This window comes from Escherichia sp. AM3, assembly GCF_032029835.1.
Taxonomy (GTDB): Bacteria; Pseudomonadota; Gammaproteobacteria; order Enterobacterales; family Enterobacteriaceae; genus Escherichia; species Escherichia coli.
On sequence record NZ_JAVUPQ010000363.1, the window covers coordinates 1 to 1,043 of the forward strand.

The 1,043-nt window shown below is 53.8% G+C and carries 3 protein-coding genes; all 3 read right to left on the minus strand.

Going from position 1 to position 1,043, the window contains the following annotated elements:
* Positions 1–218, minus strand: a 218-nt coding sequence (tssK, locus tag RTW80_RS25850; protein WP_160519745.1) for a type VI secretion system baseplate subunit TssK, incomplete at its 3' end; no start/stop codon positions are given.
* A 2-nt stretch (positions 219–220) separates the two neighbouring features.
* Positions 221–745, minus strand: a complete 525-nt coding sequence (gene tssJ, locus RTW80_RS25855; RefSeq protein WP_001080149.1) for a type VI secretion system lipoprotein TssJ — start codon at positions 743–745, stop codon at positions 221–223.
* Positions 742–1,043: type VI secretion system-associated FHA domain protein (locus tag RTW80_RS25860; protein WP_312720931.1), on the minus strand; the 302-nt coding region annotated here is incomplete at its 5' end. The genes tssJ and RTW80_RS25860, both read right to left, overlap by 4 nt.

Sequence of the window (1,043 nt, forward strand, 5' to 3'; positions counted from 1 at the left end):
CCGTCGGGCAGTGTGCCTGACGCGCTGTCAATCATGATCTTACCCTGCGCCAGCAGTTCATTGTTGAGGGTGAGTTCGGTAAATCCCCAGGATAAATCATTCATGGCCCGGAAACGCTGGTTATCCAGGTAGTCGTTGTAACGCTGCTGTTGCTGGAAATGGTGTGGGCGCATCAGCATCCCTTCCTGCCACATCACCTTGTTGCGGGTGGTTGCCATAATTATTCATCCTCTTTTTTCATTTCGATGCTGCTTTGACGTACATGCACCAGCAGGCGGTAATGGTGGCCGGTTCCTTCCACCGTCTCGATTTGTTTCCATTCAGTGGCCTGGTCATCGGAGAAATAGGCCACGACACCAATAAACTGCGTTTTCTCATCCAGCTTTACCGGCGGCAGGGTTTTGATGGTGTCCGGCAACAGGTTGAAATCCTGGTGGTCGATATAGTTTTTACCCAACACATCCGGTAGCGGCGTACTGGCTATCTGGTCATAGTCGGCTGCCAGCAATTTTGAGTCGTCAGTCAGGTACACCAGTTGCACATCCACGGCGGCTGATTCACCCTCCGCATTGGTATTGGTGTCCGGTTCAGTCAGCAGGGTGACGGTTATTTCCGAAGGTTGCTCCTTCAGGCTCCCGACCTGGATATCCGGGTTTTTGATCACCTCGCTGATTTTTTTCGCCGTTTCGCAGCCGGTTAATATGACGCACATCAGCACGCAGGCCAGAAACGCCTTCCTGTTCATGCTTCCGGCTCCCGCTGTTTTTCACGAAGCACCCGGTCATAGACCTGGGCGTAGACCTCGTTAAACAGCATCTCAAACCCCTGCTGGCGATCGGAGGCCAGTTCTTCGTAATAATGGCTGTACATTTGCCATGCTCCGGCATCATCCAGCGGCTGGCGCAGTTCATGGCTGCGGCGGTACTGCACAAAGCGGCGCAGCAGATTTTGTGGTGAGAAAGCATCCAGCAGGACACGAAGCGACTCCACAATCGCTGCCCGGTTAGCTTCTTCGTGGTGGCGGACATTGCGCAGGCTTTCAC